General features: G+C 74.0%; 13 protein-coding genes and 1 tRNA gene. 4 read left to right on the top strand and 10 right to left on the bottom strand.

Annotated elements, in window-relative coordinates; all coding sequences use genetic code 11:
- Nucleotides 1–21 precede the first annotated feature (21 nt).
- A complete protein-coding gene (locus QL983_RS06430; RefSeq protein WP_078025946.1) occupies nucleotides 22–1,587 on the bottom strand; it encodes a pyridoxal-phosphate dependent enzyme in 1,566 nt (521 codons plus the stop codon).
- A 162-nt stretch (nucleotides 1,588–1,749) separates the two neighbouring features.
- Between QL983_RS06430 and QL983_RS06425 the strand changes: the two genes are divergently transcribed.
- Together QL983_RS06425 and QL983_RS06420 are read left to right on the top strand one after the other, a co-directional pair.
- Nucleotides 1,750–2,778, top strand: coding sequence for a 3-methyladenine DNA glycosylase (locus QL983_RS06425; protein ID WP_078025947.1), 1,029 nt, complete (start codon nucleotides 1,750–1,752; stop codon nucleotides 2,776–2,778).
- 205 nt (nucleotides 2,779–2,983) lie between these two features.
- Nucleotides 2,984–3,448, top strand: a complete 465-nt coding sequence (locus tag QL983_RS06420; RefSeq protein WP_041103583.1) for a hypothetical protein — start codon at nucleotides 2,984–2,986, stop codon at nucleotides 3,446–3,448.
- 15 nt (nucleotides 3,449–3,463) lie between these two features.
- Here QL983_RS06420 and QL983_RS06415 read toward each other — a convergent pair whose 3' ends face one another.
- Together QL983_RS06415 and QL983_RS06410 are read right to left on the bottom strand one after the other, a co-directional pair.
- Nucleotides 3,464–5,218: an AMP-binding protein gene (locus QL983_RS06415; protein WP_044659542.1), complete on the bottom strand. Its 1,755-nt coding sequence runs from the start codon at nucleotides 5,216–5,218 to the stop codon at nucleotides 3,464–3,466.
- Nucleotides 5,219–5,438: 220 nt separating this feature from the next.
- Nucleotides 5,439–5,520: transfer RNA gene (locus QL983_RS06410), tRNA-Tyr, on the bottom strand.
- 209 nt (nucleotides 5,521–5,729) lie between these two features.
- Between QL983_RS06410 and QL983_RS06405 the strand changes: the two genes are divergently transcribed.
- Nucleotides 5,730–6,218, top strand: coding sequence for a YajQ family cyclic di-GMP-binding protein (locus tag QL983_RS06405; RefSeq protein WP_002856881.1), 489 nt, complete (start codon nucleotides 5,730–5,732; stop codon nucleotides 6,216–6,218).
- Nucleotides 6,219–6,258: 40 nt separating this feature from the next.
- Nucleotides 6,259–6,762 carry a hypothetical protein gene (locus QL983_RS06400; protein ID WP_144879422.1) on the top strand — a complete coding sequence of 168 codons (504 nt, stop codon included), beginning with the start codon at nucleotides 6,259–6,261 and terminating at the stop codon, nucleotides 6,760–6,762.
- A 192-nt stretch (nucleotides 6,763–6,954) separates the two neighbouring features.
- Here QL983_RS06400 and QL983_RS06395 read toward each other — a convergent pair whose 3' ends face one another.
- The 7 genes from QL983_RS06395 to cysD are packed head-to-tail and all read right to left on the bottom strand — an operon-like array spanning nucleotide 6,955 to nucleotide 14,926.
- Complete coding sequence (locus QL983_RS06395) at nucleotides 6,955–8,250, bottom strand: MFS transporter (protein WP_170721012.1); 1,296 nt, start codon at nucleotides 8,248–8,250, stop codon at nucleotides 6,955–6,957.
- 41 nt (nucleotides 8,251–8,291) lie between these two features.
- Nucleotides 8,292–9,719, bottom strand: a complete 1,428-nt coding sequence (locus tag QL983_RS06390) for an FAD-dependent oxidoreductase (protein WP_290151904.1) — start codon at nucleotides 9,717–9,719, stop codon at nucleotides 8,292–8,294.
- Complete coding sequence (gene cobA / locus QL983_RS06385) at nucleotides 9,716–10,984, bottom strand: uroporphyrinogen-III C-methyltransferase (RefSeq protein ID WP_113914188.1); 1,269 nt, start codon at nucleotides 10,982–10,984, stop codon at nucleotides 9,716–9,718. Before cobA ends, QL983_RS06390 begins: the two co-directional genes overlap by 4 nt.
- Nucleotides 10,981–11,904: an ABC transporter permease subunit gene (locus QL983_RS06380; protein ID WP_041104780.1), complete on the bottom strand. Its 924-nt coding sequence runs from the start codon at nucleotides 11,902–11,904 to the stop codon at nucleotides 10,981–10,983. Before QL983_RS06380 ends, cobA begins: the two co-directional genes overlap by 4 nt.
- On the bottom strand, nucleotides 11,894–12,619 hold the full coding sequence (locus QL983_RS06375) for an ABC transporter ATP-binding protein (RefSeq protein ID WP_036316899.1): 726 nt from the start codon (nucleotides 12,617–12,619) through the stop codon (nucleotides 11,894–11,896). The genes QL983_RS06380 and QL983_RS06375 overlap by 11 nt, the downstream gene beginning before the upstream one ends.
- A gap of 31 nt (nucleotides 12,620–12,650) precedes the next feature.
- The gene (locus QL983_RS06370; protein ID WP_036316896.1) at nucleotides 12,651–13,991 is read right to left on the bottom strand and encodes a GTP-binding protein; all 1,341 of its coding nucleotides are present in this window, start codon (nucleotides 13,989–13,991) and stop codon (nucleotides 12,651–12,653) included.
- A complete protein-coding gene (gene cysD, locus QL983_RS06365; RefSeq protein WP_002855962.1) occupies nucleotides 13,991–14,926 on the bottom strand; it encodes a sulfate adenylyltransferase subunit CysD in 936 nt (311 codons plus the stop codon). The genes QL983_RS06370 and cysD overlap by 1 nt, the downstream gene beginning before the upstream one ends.
- Between the last annotated feature and the right edge of the window lie 88 nt (nucleotides 14,927–15,014).

The following is a 15,014-nucleotide window of genomic DNA, read 5'->3' as shown; positions in this document are numbered from 1 at the left end:
GCGCGGCCGGTGCGGCCGGCCTCAGGCGGTGACGTGGGCGAGGACGTCGTGCAGGGTGACGACGCCCTGGACGCGGCCGGCCTCGAGCACCAGCAGCACGGGGTCCTGGGCGAGGCGCCGGGCCACGGCGCGCAGCGGGGTGCGCGCCCCCAGGCAGGGCAGCACGGGGCCCATGACGTCGGCCACGGGGGTCTGCGCGGTGGCCCGCCCCTCAGCGAGGGCGTCCGCGAGCGCGGCGGAGGAGACGGTGCCGCGGACCTCGCCGATCCGCAGGTCGTGCCGGGGCTCGAGGATCACGGGCAGGGCGTCGACGCCGTACCGGTTCATGGTCGCCACGGCGTCCGCCACCGAGGTGGTCGGGGCCGCGGTGACGAGGGTGGGTACGGAGCCCGGGAACAGGTCGGCCTTCTCGGTCAGCAGCTCCCCCGCCGTCGCGGACCAGCGGTCGGCCTCGGCGGGGGCGCCCGCGCGGGTCGCCGGCTCGGCGTCGGCGTGCTCGAGCGCCTCGACGGGCGTGCCGGCCCCGCCGGCGGCCCCCGTGGCGCCGTCGTCGTCCGTCTGCGGGACCGCCGAGCGGGTGCGCCCGCGCGCCCACGCCGGCAGCACGGTCTCGCGGACGTCGTAGTCGAAGCCGCGCTCGTCCATCCACGGGTCGTTGAAGATCTTGGCGAGGTAGCCGCGGCCCGAGTCGGGCAGCACGATCACCATGACGTCCTCCGGGCCGAGCTCGCGCGCGGCGCGCAGACCGGCGACGACGGCCAGGCCGGAGGAGCCGCCCACGAGCAGGCCCTCCTCGGCGGCGAGGCGCCGGGTCATGGCCAGGGCCTCGGCGTCCTCGACGGCGATGACCTCGTCCGGGACCGCGGGGTCGTAGTTGTCCACCCACATGTCCTCGCCGACGCCCTCGACGAAGTAGGGCCGGCCGGCGCCGCCGGAGTACACCGAGCCGCTGGGGTCCGCGCCGATCACGCGGACGGCACCGGACGGGCGGTCCGCCGAGACCTCCTTGAGGTAGCGGCCGGTGCCCGTGATGGTGCCGCCCGTGCCGGCGCCCATCACGACGTGGGTGACGCGGCCGGCCGTGTCCTCCCAGATCTCGGGGCCGGTGGTCTCGTAGTGGGAGGCCGGGGCGGCGGGGTTGAAGAACTGGTTGGGCTGGTAGGCCCCGGGGATCTCCCGCACGAGGCGGTCGGCGACCCCGTAGTAGGACTCCTCGGACGTCGGGTCCACGGCGGTGGGCGTGACGACGAGCTCGGCGCCGTACGCGCTGAGCACGTCCCGCTTCTCCTGACCCACCTTGTCCGGGGTGACGAACACGGTGCGGTAGCCCTTGAGCTGCGAGACCAGGGCCAGCCCCACGCCCGTGTTGCCCGAGGTGGGCTCCACCACGGTGCCGCCCGGGCCGAGCAGGCCCTCGCGCTCGGCCTCCTCGATCATCTTCAGTGCGATGCGGTCCTTCACGGAGCCGCCGGGGTTCAGGTACTCGACCTTCACCAGCACGGTGGCCTCGATGCCCTCCGTCACGGAGTGCAGCTTCACGAGCGGGGTGTGCCCGATCAGCTCGAGGACGTTCTCGGCGTACTGCATGGGCTGCGCAGGGGTGGGCGCGGGGGTCTGTTCAGTCACGCACCCCACGCTACGCCAGGGGCCGGACGCCGGAGGAGGGCCCCGGACACGCGGGGCAACGCCCGGCGTGCGCGCCGTCACGGCCGACGTCGTCCTGTCCGGGCCCGGGTGTACGGTGCGGGCATGATCGCCCCGGACGCCGAGCGCTGCGTACGCGTGCCCGTCCCCGTGGACGTCGCGCTCACCCTGCGTCCCCTGCAGCGCGGCGCGGCCGACCCCACGGTCCGCGCCACACCGCAGGGCGTCTGGCTCACCCTGCGCTCCCCCGCCCCGGACGCGGCGTCGGGCGGGCCGGGCCGGCCGACGTCGTTGCTGGTCTCCGGCGTCCGGGAGACCGCAGGGGGCGGCACCGCGGTGACGGCCCGCGCGTGGGGCGCGGGCGCGCGCACCGCCGTCGCCGACGTGGAGCGTCTGCTCGGCCTGCACGACGACGGCTGGGCCGCCTTCGACGCCCTGCTGCGGCCGGACTCCGGCGCGCCCGCGCTGCCGCGGCACGTGCGCGAGGCGCGGCGGACGCGGGCCGGGCTGCGGCTGCCGGCGGCGGGCGCGCTGTCCCGGCAGCTGCTCACCGCCGTGCTCGAGCAGAAGATCACCCACGACCAGGCGCGGCACGGCTGGCGCACCCTCGTGCGGCTGGCGGCCCGGATCGACGGCGACGGGCCCGCCCCCGGCCCGGTGCCGCCGGGGATGCTGCCGCCGCCGACCCCGGCCGCCGTCCTGCGGATCCCCTCGTGGGACTGGCATGCGCGGGCCTGGGTGCAGCCCTCCCAGTCGCGGACCGTGCTGGAGGTCGCCCGGCGGGCCGCGAGCATCGACCGGCTCGGCGACGCGGTCGCCCCCGGGGACACGGCCGGGGTGGCTGCGCTGGCCCGGCGCCTGGAATCGGTGCCCGGGATCGGGCCGTGGACCACGGCCGAGGCGTTGCAGCGCAGCCACGGGGCGGCGGACCTCGTCTCCGTGGGCGACTACCACCTGGCGCAGTACGTGGGGCAGGTCCTCACGGGACGCCGGACCGACGACGCCGGGATGCTCCGCCTGCTCGCGCCGTGGGCCGGACACCGGCAGCGGGTGGTGCGGATGATCGGGCTCTCCGGAGAGCGCAAGCAGGCGTTCGGGCCCAAGCTCGCCCCGGCCGACCACCGCGCCCACTGACGCGACGCCGGGCCGGCCGAGGCCGTGCCGGCGCGTTCGGGCGGCCTCTTCGCTCCTGCACAGGCCGCTGCTCCCGGCGTGTCCTCCCCAGCCCCGGCCGGGTCCGGCCGGCCGCCCGCCCCGGGTTCCTAGCGTGGGCGATGCCGCTCCGACCGGCGCGGCGCCGCCGGGACCCTGATGAGTCCCCACCCGGGAGGAGACCGCCATGACCACCGCCTTCGAGCCCCGCCCGCACACCGCCGCCGCCCCGCGCGAACCCGACCCGCACGGCCCCGGCACGCCCGGCTCCCTGCGTCCGGGCGAGCGCGGCTCCGTGCTCATCGTGACCCGCCACCCCGACCCGGACGAGGCCATGCGGCACGCGATGGCCTGGATCACCGCCTTCGAGGAGGACTGCGGCCTCGTGCTGGACACGGACGAGACCGCGCTCTACGCCGTCGGCCGAGCGGGCGACCTGGGTGAAGCCCTGCGTCGCGGCCCCCTGGTCCACGAGGACGGCAGCCCCGCCGACACCTCCGCGTTCGTGGACGCGGTGCTCGCGGACGGCACGTGGCGCCTGCGCGACGCCGACCCGCGGGCGTGGTCGACCACGTACCGTGCCACGATCCTGGGCGCCGCCCCCGAGGCGGTCTGCACCATCTGGGACGTGTTCCCGCTGCCCGCCGCCTGAGGGTGACGGTCGTCGTCAGCCCGCACCCTGGGCGTGGGCCTGGGCCTGGACGACCTTCGCGCCCTCTTCGCGCAGCTCGACCTTGCGGACCTTGCCGGAGACGGTCATGGGGAAGGCGTCGAGCACGCGGACGTAGGCCGGGATCTTGAAGTGCGCGATCCGGCCCGTGGCGAACTCGCGGACGGCGTCCACGGTGAGCGGCTCGACGCCGTCCTTCATGATCACGCAGGCCATGAGCTGCTCGCCGTACTTCTCGTCCGGCACGCCCACCACCTGGACGTCCTGGATGTCCGGGTGGGTGTAGAGGAACTCCTCCACCTCGCGCGGGGAGATGTTCTCGCCGCCGCGGATCACGAGGTCCTTGATGCGGCCCTCGATGCGCACGGAGCCGTCCTCGTCCATGGAGGCGAGGTCGCCGGAGTGCATCCAGCCGTCGGCGTCCAGCACCTCGGCGGTCTTCTCGGGGGCGTCCCAGTAGCCGAGCATCACGGAGTAGCCGCGGGTGCACAGCTCGCCCGTGGCCCCGCGCGGGACGACCTCACCGGTGGCGGGGTCCACGATCTTCGTCTCCACGTGGGGCATGGTGCGGCCGACGGTCTGGGTGCGCACCTCCAGGGAGTCGTCGCGGCGGGTCATGGTGGACACGGGCGCGGTCTCCGTCATGCCGTAGCAGATGGCGACCTCGGACATGTGGAACCGGTCGATGACCTTCTTCATCACCTCGACGGGGCACGTGGAGCCGGCCATCACGCCGGTGCGCAGCGTCGTCAGGTCCAGCTCGTCCGCCTCGGGCCGGGCGAGCATGGCGATGAACATCGCCGGCACGCCGTACAGGCTCGTCGCGCCGGTGGCGGCCACGGCCCGCAGCGCCGAGACCGGCTCGAAGCTGCGCGCCGGGATGACGGCGAGCGAGCCATGGGAGACGGTGGCGATCACGCCGATCACCATGCCGAAGCAGTGGAAGAACGGCACCGGGATCACCACGGTGTCCTCCTCCGTGTAGCCCAGCAGCTCGCCGATGTGGAAGCCGTTGTTCAGCACGTTGCGATGCGTCAGCGTGACGCCCTTGGGGAAGCCGGTGGTGCCCGAGGTGTACTGCAGGTTCACGGGGTCCGCCGGCCGGGTGGCGGCCTCGCGCGCGGCCAGGTCCTCGTCCGAGACCCGCGCGGCCCCGGCCAGGAAGGCGGCCCACGTGCCCTCGGCCACGGGATCGGCGGCGTGCCGGCCGGCCACGTCACCGTCCTGCACGTGGGCGTAGGCGTCCTCGCCGCTCCCGGCCGGCAGCATGATCAGCTGCCGCAGGTGCGGCGCCGACTCACGGGCCACGGCCCGCGCGGTGGCGGGCGGGTCCATGCGTGCGTCCGCGCAGGCCACCACCAGCCCGCGCATGTCGCACTGCTCGACCACGTACGTCAGCTCGTGGGCGCGGTACGCCGGGTTGAGGTTCACGAGGATGACGCCGGCGCGTGCCGCGCCGTAGAGCAGCGAGACCCACTCGGCGACGTTGGGGCTCCACATCCCGATCCGGTCCCCCGCCTCGTAGCCCGCAGCCATGAGCGCCTTGGCCACCGTCACGGACTCCTCCCGCAGCTGCCCGTAGGTCCAGGTGCGTCCGGTGGCAGGGTCCCCGTCCGGTCCACACTCCAGGAGGGCGGCGCGGTCGGCGAACCGGCGGGCGGTGTCGTCGAGGTTCTGGGCCAGGGTCTGCTCGAGCAGCTCGACGTCGGTCGGTCCCTGGGTGAAGGACTCGGGGGCGGTGGACTCGGTCATCGGGCGCTCCTCGCGGACGGTCGGGCGACGCCGCACGGCGTCACGATGCACGGCCGTGCCGCCGCCGGACCGCGGAGGGCATCGGGTGTGACACGGACCACAGGCAGGCTACGTCGCCTGGCGGGAGGCCGCCACCTCCCGGGGCGGGGACGCGGGGTGTGCCACGGCCCCGGACGGCAGAAGACCCCGGGACCGTACGGTCCCGGGGTCTTCGTTCCGGTGGCAGATACTGGATTCGAACCAGTGAAGGCAGTGCCAGCTGATTTACAGTCAGCCCCCTTTGGCCGCTCGGGAAATCTGCCGTGCCACCCGGCGGCTGCCGGACGTCTCGAGGACGACCGCACCGGTCGGGCGAGAGTCCACTGTACAGCATCTCCGCGCCACGCCGCCAATCGGCCCGGGACCGCGTCCGTCGTCCCCGGTAGGCTGGCCCGCAGAGCGCTCCGCGCGGCCCCGCAGTGGCCGTCGACGACGGGCGCGCCCCGTCCGCAGACCCTGAAGGAGAGCACCCGTGGCCAGCGATTCCACGTTCGACGTCGTCAGCAAGGTGGACAGCCAGGAGGTGTCCAACGCCCTGAACCAGGCGCAGAAGGAGATCGCCCAGCGCTACGACTTCAAGGGCGTCGGCGCCGAGATCGACTTCTCCGGCGAGAAGATCCTCATGAAGGCCTCCTCCGAGGAGCGCGTCAAGGCCGTCAAGGACGTGTTCGAGTCCAAGCTCGTCAAGCGCGGCATCTCCCTCAAGTCCCTCGACGCCGGCGCCCCGTTCGCCTCCGGCAAGGAGTACCGCATCGAGGCGACCATGAAGGAGGGCATCGACCAGCCCACCGCGAAGAAGATCACCAAGCTGATCCGCGACGAGGGCCCCAAGTCCGTCAAGGCCCAGATCCAGGGGGACGAGCTGCGCGTGTCCTCCAAGTCCCGCGACGACCTGCAGTCGGTCATCGCGATGCTCAAGGACTTCGAGGACGCGGACCTGCAGTTCGTGAACTTCCGCTGATCCGCACGCCGTCTCCCCTCCGAGCCCACCAGGAGTCCCCATGCTGTACCTGATCGACCCTCGCGGGGCCGTGTGGTCCGCCGACACCACGATCGGCCAGGCGCGGGCCCGGGCCCGCGTGGACGGCCGCCCGGTCGACGACCTGAAGTTCACCAAGGCCGCCATGCTCCTGACCTTCGAGGACCATGTGGACCTCGCGCTGCGTCACGGCATCGCCGCCCCGCGCGGCCTCCTCCTCGACCACGGGTTCGTGGCCCAGGTGCTCGCCCCCGCGAACCTGAAGGCCCAGCGCGCCAACCAGGACGCGATCGCCGAGCAGCTCGCGGTGGTGGAGCGTCGCACGGAGGACGTCGGATCGCTGCGCTCCCACCGGCACGCGGCCGCCTACGAGGGCGCGGACCAGGATCTGGAGCGCCGCATCACGAAGGCGGAGGAGGCGGCCCGCGAGACGCTCCAGGCGGCCCCGGACGAGGACCTCGTCCGCCACTGGACGCGCCTGGGCGGCGCGGTGCCGGCCACGCTCCAGGCCGACCGCGACCGCTGACCCGCCGGCCGCCGTCGTCGTGGTGGCTCCCGTGGACGGCGGCTCAGGCTGCCGCGAGCCAGACGTTTCGGCGGTTTCGCGGCCCGATCTGCAGCAGAATCATCTGGCTCACGGGCAGAAACGTCTGGCTCGGCGCTCCTCGGCGCTCGCTGGCTCGCAGCGACCCGCCTCGCCATGGAACCCCGCGCCCGCTCAGGGCGTGGGGTTCCGTGCGTCGTAGCGCAGGAAGCCGGGCTGCCACCGCATCAGCGCGCTCACGCCGAGCATGCACAGCACACCGCCGGCCAGCAGGGTCGGCCCCTCCCCCAGGCCCACGGACGCACCGCCGGTGATCAGCTCGCCCAGGCGCGGCCCGCCCGCCACCACGACGACGAACACGCCCTGCAGCCGGCCGCGCAGGTGGTCCGGGGTCGCGGACTGCAGGATCGAGCCGCGGAAGACGCCGGAGAGCGAGTCCGCGGCCCCGCCCACCGCCATGCACAGCGCGGCGAGGGCGAACGCGAGCGTGAGGCGGGGATCGCCGTCGGGCAGGGACTGTGCCCACCACACCACGCCGCCGAACGCGGCCACCGCCGCGCCCCACACGAGGATCGAGACGTACACGCCCCAGCCCTGCGCATGCAGGCGTGTGAACGGCGCGGAGAACAGCCCCGCGAGGAACGCGCCCGCCGCCATCGCGGCCAGCAGCACCCCGACGGCGGCCTCACCGCCGCCGAGCACCACGGCGCCGATGGCGGGCAGCAGGGCGCGCGGGAACGCCGTCGTCATGGCCACGATGTCCGCCAGGAAGGTCATCCGCAGGTTCGGTCGCGAGCCGAGGAAGCGCAGGCCCTCGACCACCGAGGCCAGGCCCCAGCGCGCCCCCGAGGCGGGCGCGGCCTCGCCCCGCTGCGGCGGCAGGGACGGCAGCCGCCACACGGCGTACAGGGCGGCGAGGAAGGTGACGACGTCGATCGAGTAGGTCCACGCGTAGCCGACCGCCGCCACGAGCACGCCGCCCAGCACGGGGCCGACCATGAGGGCCACGGAGAACGTCATCATGTTCAGCGCGTTCGCCGTCGGCACGAGCGGCAGGCCCACGAGCGCGGGGATGATCGCGCCGCGGGTGGGCTGGTTGATGCCGGACGCGCCGGAGTGCAGGGCCACGAGGGCGTACAGCACCGGCACCGACTCGAGCCCGGCCCAGGCCTGCGCAGCGATGCCGACCGTGGTCAGCCACATGACGGCCGACGAGGTCAGTGCGACGCGGCGGCGGTCGTGCCGGTCCGCGATCGCGCCGCCGTACAGGCCCGCGACCACGAGCGGCACGAGCGCGGCGAGGCCGAGCAGGCCCACCGCGAACGAGGAGCCGGTCAGGGCGAACACCTCGAGGGACACCGCCACGAGCGTGAGCTGCGTGCCCACGTACGCGAGCGTGTTGCCCAGCCACAGCCGCCGGTAGGCGGGTGAGACCCGCAGCGGGGTGATGTCGAGGAGGAGGCGGGCCACCCCGGAAGCCTAGCGCCGGGGCGGCCAGGGCCCGCCCCGGATCAGGCGGTCGGGACGGAGGCCCCGTCGCGGGAGATGCGGGTCATCTCCTCCCGGTCCACGACCTTCACCCGCTCCCGCGCCACCGGACCGGCCTCCGTCGCCTGCGCACCCAAGGACTTCTCATGCTCATCCAGAGCATGCCAACCAGCCCACGTGGTGTACGGGACCTCACGGGACTCGAGCAGCTCGATCACCGACTCCTCCGACGGCTCCTGGGCCGTCCACAGCCCCGGCTCGTCCTCGATCAGATGCTTGATCGTCTCCAGGGAGTCACCCTTGGTGTGCCCGATCAACCCCACCGGGCCCCGCTTGATCCACCCCGAGGCGTACAGGCCCGGCACGGGGGCACCGTCCGCGTCGAGCACCCGGCCTTCCGCGTTCGGGATCACCCCGCGCACCTCATCGAACTCCACCCCCTCCACGGGCGAACCGAAGTAGCCCACCGCCCGGTAGATCGCCTGCACCGGGTAGTCCACCGTCTCCCCCGTCGGGCGGACCCCACCGGAACCGTCCAGCTCCATTCGGCGCATCCGCAGACCGTCCACCCGGCCGTCCCCGTCCTCGTCCAGGAACTCCTCCGGGGCCTGCAGGAAATGCAGGTGCAGCCGACGCGAGGCGCTCTGCTGACGGTCCTCCTGCTCCATGAGCCAGTTCGTCAACGTCCCCACCATCGTGCGGACCTGGTTGTTCTCCTCGATCGCCTTCTCCGAGGCCTCATCGAAGTCGAAGTCCTCCTCGTACAACACGATGTCCACATCCCGGGAATGCGCCAGCTCCCGCAGCTCCAACGGGGTGAACTTCACCTGCGCCGGCCCACGCCGACCGAACACGTGCACATCCGTGACCGGGGAAGCGGCCAGGTCCCGGTACACGTTGTCCGGGATCTCGGTGGGCAACAGGTCCTCGGCATGCTTGGACAGGATCCGGGCCACATCCAGGGCCACGTTCCCGTTGCCGATCACCGCCACCTGCGTGGCCTCCAACGGCCAGTGCCGCGGCACATCCGGGTGCCCGTCATACCAGGACGCGAAGTCCGCGCCACCGAACGAGCCGGCCAACTCCACCCCGGGCACGTCCAGGGCCGCGTCCCGCACCGCACCGGTGGAGAACACGATCGCGTCGTAATGCCGACGCAGGTCCGCCAGGCTCAGGTCCGTGCCGTAGTCCACGTTCCCCAGGAAACGGATGTCCCCGCGGTCCATGACCTTGTGCAGCGCGGTCACGATGCCCTTGATGCGCGGATGGTCCGGAGCCACCCCGTAGCGGATCAGACCGAACGGGGCCGGGTACCGGTCGAACAGGTCGATGCTGACACGGAAGTCCCGTTCCTCCTTGGTCAGGATGTCCGCCGTGTACACCCCGGCGGGTCCGGCACCGATGATGGCGATGCGCAACGGGCGGTCAGGCCTCGAGGGGGTCAGGGTCATGCTCGTGCTCCTTCGGAGGTCGGGTTCAGGGTCAAGATCGGGGCAGGGACACCGGCTGCAGGCGCGCCGGTGGCGTAGGGGCTCAGGCGCACGACGTCGCCCACGACGATCACGGCGGGGTTCTCCACACCGACGGCGGCCGCCTGCGCGGCGATGGTCTCCACCGTGCCCACGGTGACCCGCTGGTCCGGCATCCAGCCGCGCTCGATGATCGCCACGGGCGTCGCGCCGTCGAGGCCGCGCTCCGTCAGTCGGCGCGCGGTGTCCGCGAGCCGGCGCACGCCCATCAGCAGGACGAGCGTGTGGTCGGCCCGGGTGGGCACTTCGGCCAGCTCTTCGTGGCCGGTCACCAGCGTGAAGCCGGTGGCGACGCCGCGATGGGTGACCGGGATCCCCGCGGCGGCGGGCACCGAGACGGCGCTCGTGACACCGGGGACCACCTCGACGTCGACGCCATGGGCGCGGCAGTGCGCTGCCTCCTCGCCGCCGCGGCCGAGCACGTACGGGTCGCCGCCCTTGAGCCGGACGACGAGGCGGCCGGCCCGGGCCTCCCGGACCAGGACGGCGTTGATCTCGTCCTGCGTGGCCAGGTGGTTCCCGGGGGCCTTGCCGACCTCGATCACGGGCACCGCCGGGTCCAGCTCGGCCAGGAGGGCGCGCGGGCCCAGCCGGTCGGCGACCACCACGTCGGCCTCCGCGAGCAGCTGTCGGCCGCGCACGGTGATGAGCCCGGAGTCGCCGGGGCCGCCGCCGACGAGGGCCACGCGGCCGGGCTCGGCGGACGCGCGCCGCCGGCGCAGCGGCAGCCGCCCCGTCGACAGGGCGAGGGTGATCGCATCCTTCAGGGCGCGGGCGCGGCGAGGGTCTCCCCCGGCGTTGACGGCCACGGTCACGTCCCCGGCCCGGACGACGGCGGGCGTCCAGGCGGCGGAGGACTCGGCATCGGAGGCGTCGACGCACCAGACGCGGCGGGCCTCGGCGTCGGAGGCCACGGCCCCGTCCACGGCCCGGTCGCCGGTGGCGGTCTGGGCGAACCAGACCCCGTCGAGGTCGGACGGGCGGTAGGGGCGGCGGTGCAGGGTGATCAGGCCGGCCGCCGCGAGCCGCTCCACCTCCTCCCCCGGCTCCGGGGCCACCACGGTGACGAGCGCGCCGGCGTCGAGGAGGGCGCCCATGCGGCGGCCGGCCACGCGCCCGCCGCCCACCATCAGGACGGGCCGGCCGAGCAGACGCAGGGAGGTGGGGTACAGATCGGACGCGGTCATCGCGTGCTCCCTTCCAGCAGCCCCCGGCGGCGCAGCATGCGCCGCTCGACGGGGCCGAATACGGCCAGTTCGACGAGGACGCCGACGGCCAGGATGGTCAGGACGGCGCAGAGGACGACGGCGAGGTCGGACGCGGCACGTCCCTCGTGGAGCAGGGTCCCGAGTCCCACGCCCATGGGCCCGCCGACGGCGATGATCTCGGCGGCCATGAGGCCTCGCCACGCGAAGGCCCAGCCCTGGCGCAGGCCGGAGACGAAGGCGGGCAGGGCGGCCGGGAGGACCACCAGCAGGGCGGTCTCGAGACGCGAGGCGCCCAGCACCCGGGCCGCGCGACGCAGCTGCGGCGGCACCTGGTCCGTGCCGGTGGTGAGGCCGGCGACCACGGCGGGGACGGCGCCGGTGAGCATCACGAAGTACGCGGTGGCGTCGCTGAGGCCGAACCACAGCACCGCGAGCGGCACCCAGGCCACGTTCGGCAGCACCATCAGGGCCGTGAGCAGCGGGCCGAACGCCCGCCGCAGGACGCTGACCTGTCCGAGCACCAGGCCCAGCCCGACGCCGACGACCACGGCGAGTGCGAAGCCGACGACGGCGCGGCCCACCGACGTCGCCACTGCCTGCTGGACGAGGCCCTGGGCCCACAGCGTCCCGAAGGCCCCGACGACGTCGCCGGGACCGGTGATCGGCTCACCGCGCGCACCGGCCAGCCACGCGAAGGCCTGCCAGATCGCCACGAGCAGGACGACGGCGGCCACCGGGAGCAGGACCCGGCTCCAGTCCCACCCGGCCAGACCCGTCCGACGGGTCGAGTCGACGGCCTGGAGCGCGTCGAGGCCGCTGTCGAGCTCGCGCAGCTCGTCGTCGGTGGCGGCCCCCGGCGCGCGGCCGGGGGCGTCGAGGGTGGGGGTGTCAGTGCGCATGGCGACGGATCTCCTGACCGAGTCGGGCGGTGATGGCGGCCGTGAGGGCGGCCGCGGCGGGCGCGTCGTGGCGGGCGGCCGCGGGCACGTCCCATTCGGCGACGACGCGACCCGGACGTGAGGACAGCAGCAGCACCCGCTGGCCGAGGCGGACGGCCTCGGCCACGTTGTGGGTGACGAACACGACCGTCCGACCGGTCTGCCGCCACACGCGCTCGAGCTCCCCATGCAGCAGGTCGCGGGTGATCGCGTCCAAGGCCGCGAACGGCTCGTCCATGAGCAGCAGGGGGCGGTCCTGGGCGAGGGCCCGGGCCAGGGCGACGCGCTGGCGCATGCCGCCGGAGAGCTGGTGGGGTCGCAGGTCGGCGGCGTCGTCGAGGTGGACGAGGCGCAGCAGCTCCCCGGCACGCTCCCGACGCTCCCCCGCGGCCACACCGGCGAAGCGGAGGGCGAGCTCGATGTTGCCGCGGGCGGTGAGCCACGGGAAGAGGGCGGCGTCCTGGAACATGAACGCGGCCCCCTCCCGGGGGGTCTTGACGACGCCCGCGGTGGGCGCCTCGAGCCGGGCGACGAGGTTCAGCAGGGTGGACTTGCCGCACCCGGACGCACCGAGCAGGCAGACGAACTCGCCCGGCTCGATCCGCACGGAGACGTCCTCCAGCACGGGCGTGGGCCCGCCGAAGCTCTTGCCCACGTCCTCCATCACCACCGTCATGACCGCTCCCGTCGCGCCGTCGTCATCCGGATCAGGCCTCGTCGCCGCCGCGCACCATGCCGGCGGCGAGCGTGGCCCCGTCGTGGGGGTCGATCACGAGGAACGCCCCGGTGCGCCGATGCACGGCGTAGGGCTCCACGGGCAGCGGCGCGGCCAGGTGCAGGCGCACCTGTCCGATGTCGTTGAGCCCGAGGGTCTCGGCCGGGTCGAGCCGCAGGGTGTCGAGGTCGAGCCGACCGGCCACCTCCTGGACGAGCGCCCGGACGACGGCGGTGCCGTGCTTGACGAGGACCTGCTGCCCGACGCGCAGCGGTGCGGCGGAGAGCCAGCACAGCGCGGCGGCCACCTCCGCGGTGGGGCGCGGGGCGGTGTCCGCGGCGGCGATCGTGTCCCCGCGGGCCACGTCCACCTCGTCGGCCAGGCGCAGGACCACCGACTGCGGGGAGGAGGCCTCCTCGAGGGATTCCCCGGCGGCGTCCACGCCCACCACGGTGGTGGTGCGCGCCGGCTGCCCCGGGGTGAGGACGGCGACGGCGTCCCCGGGCCGGACGGTGCCCGCGACCACCTGCCCGGCGTAGCCGCGGTAGTCGCGGAACACCTCGGGGTCGAGGCCGGGGGCCAGGGCGCCCTGGGGGCGCACCACGAGCTGCACCGGGAAGCGGAAGGAGGCGGCGGCGTCGTCCTCGGCGTCCGCCCCGGGCAGGGACTCGAGCAGCTCCATGAGCGTGGGGCCGGTGTACCAGTCCGTCCGCTCGGAGCGGGTGACCACGTTGTCGCCCTGCAGGGCGGACACCGGGACGCTCACCGCGTCGGAGAGGCCGAGCTCCCGGGCCACGCGCCGGACGTCCTCGGCGATCGCGGTGAAGACCTCCTCGGCGTAGTCCACGAGATCGATCTTGTTGACGGCGACGATCACGTGCGGCACCCGCAGCAGGGCCACCACGCTGAGGTGGCGCCGGGTCTGCTCCACCACGCCCTTGCGGGCGTCCACGAGCAGCACGACCGCATCGGCCGTCGAGGCGCCCGTGACGGTGTTCCGGGTGTACTGCACGTGCCCGGGGCAGTCGGCCAGCACGAAGGTGCGCCGGTCCGTGGCGAAGTACCGGTACGCGACGTCGATCGTGATCCCCTGCTCCCGCTCGGCGCGCAGGCCGTCGGTCAGCAGCGCCAGGTCCAGCCCGCCCTCGGCACCGCCGAAGCCGCGCTCGGCGGAGGTGCGGGCCACGGCCTCGAGCTGGTCGGCCAGGACGGCCTTGGAGTCGTGCAGGAGGCGGCCCACGAGGGTGGACTTGCCGTCGTCGACCGAGCCGGCCGTGGCCAGGCGGAACAGGGTCCCGGCGGGGGCGTGCCGGTCCAGCAGTGCGGTGCTCATCAGAAGTACCCGTCCTTCTTGCGATCTTCCATGGCCGCCTCGGAGATGCGGTCGTCGGCGCGGGTGGCCCCGCGTTCGGTCAGGGTGGAGGCGGCGACCTCGAGCACGACGTCCTCGACGGTGGCGGCCTCCGAGAGGACGGCGCCGGTGCAGGACATGTCGCCCACCGTGCGGTAGCGCACCGTCCGCGTGGTGACCTCCTCGCCCTCGGCCGGGCGGGAGTGCTCCCCCACGGCGCGCCACATGCCGTCGCGGCGGAAGACCTCCCGCTCGTGCGCGTAGTAGATGGAGGGCAGCTCGATGCCCTCGCGGGCGATGTACCGCCACACGTCCAGCTCGGTCCAGTTGCTGATGGGGAACGCGCGGACGTGCTGGCCGGGGGTGTGACGGCCGTTGTAGAGGTTCCACAGCTCGGGGCGCTGGTTGCGCGGGTCCCACTGGCCGAACGCGTCCCGCAGGCTGATGATCCGCTCCTTGGCCCGCGCCTTGTCCTCGTCACGGCGGCCTCCCCCGAAGACGGCGTCGAACCGGTTGGTCCGGATCGTGTCCAGCAGGGGGGTGGTCTGCAGGGTGTTGCGGGTGCCGTCGGCGCGCTCACGCAGCTCGCCGCGGTCGATGTACTCCTGCACGGAGCCCACCACGAGCCGCAGGCCGAGCCGCTCCACCGTGCGGTCGCGGAACTCGAGGACCTCGGGGAAGTTGTGGCCGGTGTCCACGTGGACCACCGGGAAGGGGATCCTCCCCGGCCAGAAGGCCTTCGCGGCCAGGTGGAGCATCACCACGGAGTCCTTGCCGCCCGAGAAGAGCATGGCGGGGCGCTCGAACTCGGCCACCACCTCGCGGATGATGTGGATCGCCTCGGCCTCCAGGGCGTCCTGGACGTCGGGCCCGGCGGGGCTCACGGTCCCCGGGTCGGGGGCATGGGTGAGGGTCATCGTGTCTCCTTGGTCTGTCTCGGGTGCGGCGCTCAGACGTGGATGCCGCACTCGGTCTTCGCGGTCCCGGCCCAGCGCCCGGCACGGG

The sequence above is a fragment of the Micrococcus sp. APC 4021 genome, assembly GCF_030407635.1.
GTDB classification, from domain to species: Bacteria; Actinomycetota; Actinomycetes; order Actinomycetales; family Micrococcaceae; genus Micrococcus; species Micrococcus luteus.
The sequence above is the reverse complement of the archived record's forward strand: the minus strand, read 5'-3'. Positions and strand labels throughout refer to the sequence as shown.